The organism is Halobacillus sp. A1 (assembly GCF_024189295.1).
Lineage (GTDB): Bacteria > Bacillota > Bacilli > Bacillales > Halobacillaceae > Halobacillus_A.
Map to the genome: position 1 here is coordinate 55871 of NZ_JAIZEN010000018.1, position 6282 is coordinate 62152.

Annotated in this window: 8 protein-coding genes; 4 read left to right on the forward strand and 4 right to left on the reverse strand. The window is 40.7% G+C overall.

Annotated elements, in window-relative coordinates:
* Positions 1-71: 71 nt before the first annotated feature.
* On the reverse strand, positions 72-989 hold the full coding sequence (locus tag LF817_RS15945; protein WP_253936805.1) for a proline dehydrogenase family protein: 918 nt from the start codon (positions 987-989) through the stop codon (positions 72-74).
* A 413-nt stretch (positions 990-1402) separates the two neighbouring features.
* Here LF817_RS15945 and LF817_RS15950 point away from each other — a divergent pair, with 413 nt between their 5' ends.
* Positions 1403-1672: a hypothetical protein gene (locus LF817_RS15950; RefSeq protein ID WP_253936806.1), complete on the forward strand. Its 270-nt coding sequence runs from the start codon at positions 1403-1405 to the stop codon at positions 1670-1672.
* Between the two features lie 12 nt (positions 1673-1684).
* A complete protein-coding gene (locus LF817_RS15955) occupies positions 1685-2023 on the forward strand; it encodes a spore coat protein (RefSeq protein ID WP_253936807.1) in 339 nt (112 codons plus the stop codon).
* A gap of 61 nt (positions 2024-2084) precedes the next feature.
* Here LF817_RS15955 and copZ read toward each other — a convergent pair whose 3' ends face one another.
* Genes copZ through LF817_RS15970 form a run of 3 tightly spaced genes read right to left on the reverse strand, consistent with a single transcriptional unit; the run spans position 2085 to position 5017 of the window.
* Complete coding sequence (gene copZ / locus LF817_RS15960) at positions 2085-2291, reverse strand: copper chaperone CopZ (protein ID WP_253936808.1); 207 nt, start codon at positions 2289-2291, stop codon at positions 2085-2087.
* A 19-nt stretch (positions 2292-2310) separates the two neighbouring features.
* Entirely contained in the window at positions 2311-4689 is a 2379-nt protein-coding gene (locus tag LF817_RS15965) for a heavy metal translocating P-type ATPase (RefSeq protein ID WP_253936809.1), read from the reverse strand.
* Positions 4690-4702: 13 nt separating this feature from the next.
* Entirely contained in the window at positions 4703-5017 is a 315-nt protein-coding gene (locus LF817_RS15970) for a metal-sensing transcriptional repressor (protein WP_305882253.1), read from the reverse strand.
* Positions 5018-5172: 155 nt separating this feature from the next.
* On the opposite strand from LF817_RS15970, the gene LF817_RS15975 reads away from it, so the two are divergent.
* The gene (locus LF817_RS15975; RefSeq protein ID WP_253936810.1) at positions 5173-5547 is read left to right on the forward strand and encodes a fluoride efflux transporter FluC; all 375 of its coding nucleotides are present in this window, start codon (positions 5173-5175) and stop codon (positions 5545-5547) included.
* Positions 5544-5885 (forward strand): fluoride efflux transporter CrcB, encoded by a 342-nt coding sequence (gene crcB / locus LF817_RS15980; protein ID WP_253936811.1) that lies wholly within the window; start codon positions 5544-5546, stop codon positions 5883-5885. Before LF817_RS15975 ends, crcB begins: the two co-directional genes overlap by 4 nt.
* Positions 5886-6282 lie beyond the last annotated feature (397 nt).

Consider the following 6282-nt stretch of genomic DNA (forward strand, 5'->3'; position numbering starts at 1 on the left):
TCAAAAATAAATTAGAAACTTAAAATCGCCGTCAATAAAACTGTAAGCCGGAGAATTAATCTCCAGCCCTCTTATTTGCCGACTACACCTTTTAAAACAAAAGCCACGTTTGCCGGTCTTTCAGCCAAACGGCGCATGAAATAACCGTACCAATCATCTCCATAAGGTACATACACTCGCATTTTATAGCCTTCCTTCACTAACTCTTCCTGACGCTCAACACGGATACCGTACAACATTTGAAATTCGAATTGCTCCAGTGGTATATCATTTTCTTTCACAATATTCATGGTGTACTCGATCATCGCATCGTCATGGGTAGCTACTGCTGTATAATTCCCATTTAACAGGTGCATCTTTATAATTTTCTTGTAATTCTCATCTACATCTTTTTTATCAGGGAAAGCGACCTTTGGTGATTCCTTATAAGCGCCTTTTACTAATCTTAGATTGGGACTATATTGGTTTAGATCTTCAATATCTTCAGCTGCGCGGTATAAATAAGATTGAATGACAGTCCCTATATTTTCATAGTCCTTACGTAATTCTTTAAATAGGTCTAATGTCGTTTGACAACGTTCATGATCTTCCATATCTATTGTAATGAATACATTTTTCTGTTCAGCTACCTTAAGAATTCTCCTCATATTATCCAGGGCAAGGTTATATGAGATATCCAGCCCCATCGAAGTCAATTTAAGTGAAAGCTGGGAATCCAACTTGTGACCAGCAATGGCTTTTACCGCCTCAATACACTCATCGGCAGCATTTTTTGCCTCCTGTTCACTATCGATGAACTCACCTAAATGATCAATGGTCACACTCAGTCCTTGCTCATTTAGCTTCTGAATCGTCTCGACAGCACTCGGGATCGTTTCGCCTGCCACGAAACGAGCAGCGCCAAAACGAAGACCATATCGTCTAGCCAACTTTGTGAAAAACTTGTTTTTTGATAAGAACAAAAAGAAATTACGTAAAACTTGTTCCATAAAAAGGCCTCCTGCCGCCTAGTTTAATGTATATTTGTTACGACCATTAAACTATTTAAATAAAAGTTATGTTAAACGCTGGTATTGATTTTCAAAAGTTATTCAAACAATTTACAGCATGTTTATTTGGGGAGACTTTGCTTGCTTATTTTCGATTGGCGAAAAGTATGAATCCGTTCATTTCCCCGACTCCCGAAAGTGTCTTGCCAGATCAGGAAGCATAATGAACTCGATGATTTAACAGATTCTAAATAATATTATAAAAATTACAAACTGTAATCGATAACACAATTTTATTTTATCATTTGTTAATAAAAATGGGTATGATTTCAGTTATTTATTGCCCATGAAATTAGTAATTTCTTTCAAATTGGCCATACTAAGTTTGATTTTAATGAAGGAGGACGTAACTTATGCAGCAAGAACAAAATCAGCAAAACCCGAACATTCAGCAGCCGAAGCCTATGGAGCAAGTCCCTAATATCGTCAGCACAAAAGACGAGCTTTATATTACAGATATGCTGTCTTGGAATTTGAATGCTTGTAAAAAAGCTCACTTCTTTGCCCAGCAGTGCCAGACTCCAGAACTTCAGCAAGCGTTGGAGGACGCAGGTCAAATGCATCAAAGACATTATGATAAGATACTTGAACACTTGAATACATCCAGCCAGAAAATGAATTAAGGAGGATTACAAATGCCGCAAAACCAACCGACCAACAAGATCCAAAACCCTGAAACAAGTGTCCCAAAAACACCGGAAATGAATGAAAGAGATTTTGTGAATGATATGCTGACTACTGAGAAATACATGACGGGTTCCTATAATGTCGCATTAAATGAAGCTAGCAACCAAACACTGTATCAAGATTTAGCCACTATATTCAAGGAAACTCAGGACTGCCAGAGAAACCTGTACAACCTTATGTTCAAAAATGGCTGGTATGCTGTAGATCAAGCTGAGCAGCCGAAAGTCCAGAATGCCTATCAGCAATTCTCAGGGTACAAAAATCAGCTGCCTTATGCTGTTCAATAAAATAACTTTTTCATAAAGCTGCAAAAAAGCCTGGTCTTTAAAAGACCAGGCTTTTCAATACTTATCCTACCGGCTCGTATCCTTGAGCCTCAATTGCTTCTTTCATCATTGCTTTAGTCACATAAGCATCATCGTAAGTGACATCTACTTTCCCACTTGTAATATCCACATTCACACCATGAACACCCTCAAGCGTATTGAGTGCGTTTTTAACTGCTTTTTCACAATGTTCGCAAGTCATTCCATTTACTTCTAATGTCAGTTGCATAATTTTCATCCTTTCGCTATTATAATTTCATTCTTTTTAATCTTAATGAATTTGACACTACGCTTACTGAACTGAATGCCATCGCGGCTCCTGCAACCCATGGAGCTAATAACCCTAATGCCGCTACCGGGATGCCAGCTGTATTATAAGCGAGGGCCCAGAAAAGATTTTGACGGATATTTTTCATTGTTTTTTTACTTAACAAGAGGGCTTTCGGAATAAGCGTAAGGTCTCCTCGCAAAATGGTAAGGTCAGCAGCTTCAATCGCTACATCCGCACCTGTGCCGATCGCTATCCCGATGTCACTGACGGCCAACGCTGGAGCATCATTTATACCGTCCCCTACCATGGCTACCCGGTGACCTTTTGCTTGAAGCTTCTTGATTTCTTCGGCCTTTGCTTCAGGTAGGACTTCAGCAGTCACTTCATCGATTCCTGCTTCATTTGCAATGTGGCGAGCTGTCCTCTCATTATCTCCTGTCAGCATAACAAGTTTGATGCCTTCAGACTTGAGGTCATTCAAGGCTTGTTTTGCAGAATCCTTAATGGTGTCCATTACAGCTACTATCCCTTTGACACGACCATTGACTGCAATTAGCATGACGGTTTTCCCTTCACTTTCAAGCTCAGTCATTTTTTGGTCATATGAACTGTATTCCACATTATCTTCCTTTAATAACTTCCTTGTACCAATTAATACAGAATTTCCTTGTATAGAAGCATTAATTCCATGACCAGCCACTGCTGTAAAATCACTTACTTCCAATATAGGGACTAATTGAGTTTTTGCATAGGCTGTAATTGCTTCAGCCAGTGGATGTTCAGATAAGTGTTCTGCACTTGCCGCCAAGCTCAATGTGTCGAAATCGGCAGTGAAGTCCGTAACCTCTGGTCTTCCCTGTGTTATCGTCCCTGTTTTATCAAACACTATAGTGTCGATACTCTGCGCCTTTTCTAAGTGCTCTCCACTCTTAAATAGAATGCCAAGCTCAGCCCCTTTTCCTGTTCCAACCATGATAGAAGTGGGGGTCGCCAGGCCGAGGGCGCATGGACAGGCGATGACTAGAACAGCGATGGCTGCGACAAGCGCAGTGGTAAAAACTCCAGGAGATGCTACAGTAAACCAGCCTATAAAAGTAAGTGCAGAGATGGCGACAACTATCGGAACAAAGTACCCCGATATCACATCAGCCATACGCTGGATCGGAGCTTTGGAACCTTGAGCTTCTTCGACTATTTTAATGATGCCTGCCAAGGCGGTGTCTTTACCGACTTTAGTGGCTTTCATTCTCAAGTGTCCCTGTTTATTGATGGTCGCACCTATGATTTCATCACCAGACTCTTTGCCTACAGGCATAGACTCCCCTGTAATCATCGATTCATCTACATAAGACTGCCCGGATATAACGACACCGTCAACCGGTATTTTTTCTCCCGGTTTTACTACGAGAATATCTTCTTGGGCCACTTCTTCCAAAGGGATAGTTCTTTCCTTCCCTTCTCGGATTACAGTCGCCTCTTTAGCCTGAAGATTTAATAAGGCTGATAGAGCCTCGGTCGTTCTCCCCTTTGCCCTCGTTTCAAAATATTTACCTAACAGGACTAGTGTAATAAGAATTGCACTCGTTTCAAAGTATAAGTGCACCTCGTCATGACGGCCAAAAGTATATCTCAGCGTTTCGCTCAAACTGTAGAAATATGCTGCACTTGTGCCCAAAGCAATAAGCACATCCATATTCGCACTTTTATTTTTTAAGCTATGGAACGCTCCTCGATAAAACTGCCAGCCTATAATAAACTGGACAGGAGTCGCTAATAGAAACTGGAACCAGGGGTTCATAAATAGCATAGGTACAGGAAGACCAAATAAATGGTCAAGCATCGTCAGTAAAAGAGGTAAAGAAAGAATTGTGGCCCCCATCAATTGGATTTGTTTTTTCTTAAGGTCTTTCTCTTTCCTTACAGTTTTTGCTTCCTCCCCTTTTCTCACGGAAGCATCGTACCCTAAATGGCGAACTTTCTCTATGATTTTCTCTTCGTTCAAAAAGCCTTCCTTATAAGATACAGTTGCCGTTTCGTTCGCTAAATTAACATTAGCCGACTGTACACCCTCCGTTTTCTGAAGCACTTTTTCAACTCTTGTCGAACAAGCCGCACAGGTCATACCAAATACATCAAATTCTTTACGTTCATTTGGTACTTCATAACCGAGCCGGTGGACTTCTTCTATTATGTGTGAAGCTGAAAGGAGCTCATCCTCATACGTTATGTCCGCTTTCTCTATAGCTAAATTAACTTGTGCGTTCACGCCTTCTTTTTTGTTCAATACTTTTTCGATTCGAGAAGAACAGGAAGCGCAGGTCATTCCATATATAGGGAATGATACATGACGCTGCATGCCGCCCCCTCCTTTACTTAGAAAATTGTTTCATGACTTTAATTAATTCGTCCATAGCCTCATCCCCATTGCCTGACCTTACAGCGTCACTAACGCAATGCTTTGCGTGTCTCTCCATTAAAGAGTAACCGACTTTTTGCAGCGCAGAATCTATAGCTGAAATTTGGACGAGAATGTCCACACAATACCGATCGTTTTCTACCATATTTTGAATTCCACGTACCTGACCTTCGATTCTTTTTAAACGGTTGATCATTTGAGTTTTCTCATGATCAGACCTTTTTTTTACTGGTTCTTTCCCACTGTTTTCCGGAAGTGTATCATCCATACTCTCACATCCTGTTCATATTGATAACATAATTTTACCATACCCCTGTAAGGTATTCAAAAAAGCTGTTTAAAAATTAATGATACAATAGTATTCTGGTATGGATTCAATAAAGATTCCATCTATTTTAGAACCAAAAGGAAGGAAAGTCTCTCATGAGAATTCATATATACACAGGTATTGCTATTGGTGGAGGTCTAGGCTCTATTATGAGATATGGCATAGCCCTGACTTTTAACTCGAGTACCGGTTTCCCATGGGGGACGCTGCTTGCCAATCTTATAGGGTGTTTTATTCTAAGCTTTTTATATACGTGGTTTGCATCAAAGAAATTATCAGAGTTCGTAAAAAAAGGATTGGCTACTGGTCTGATTGGGTCACTTACTACGTTCTCAACTTTATCAATAGAAGTCGTTTCCCTTACTCAGCAGTCCATAGTTCTTTCTTTCACCTATCTTATCCTTACAGTAGCCGTCGGATTATTATTTACAATCGCCGGTATGAAGGCGGGAAGGAGATTGTTCTTATGATGACTCTGAGTGTGCTATTAGGTGGTATGGTCGGAGCCATCATGAGATTTGAACTCAGCCGACTGAATCGTTTACGTGTTCTCCCATGGGGTACGTTCATAGCTAATGTAACAGGCGGCCTATTGCTCGGGCTGCTCATTCGTAATGAACCAATGATTCCCGAGTGGTTATGGCTTCTGCTTGGCGTAGGCTTCTGCGGCTCTTACACTACATTTTCTACGTTCAGCTACGAAGTGATTGAACTGATACAGAAAAAACATCACTCAAAAGCTGTGTTCTATATGATTAGTTCTCTTGTAGTAACGATCTCTGGGTGCTATGTAATCATCCTGTTTTAGATGTAATATAGAGTCTCATCCTAAGGCATTAAATAAGATGGTTCTGAGAGAGGATATTCATATAAGCTCCCTTTAGTAGAAGATTCAGTTTCGAGATGATTGGCCGGTTTCCGTAATGTTTAACAGGAATAAGAGCTCCGGGAAATCACTCCCTTTCCGTGGGAGCGCAGTGAGCCTCCTCAAGCTTCGCTGAGGCCACTGAAAAAGTCCCTCTTTCAAGAAAAACCGGAAGCATTTCGTCCGAATGGGCGAAATGCTTCCGGTTTTCTAGTACACTAAAGACAATACATAAAAGTGAGGGATTCAGATGCTTGAACGTCAGATGACCATGAACATAAGTGGATATTCCAATTTATATGATTTGATTGTACCCAAGGACCATTTTCTCCGGCAGATC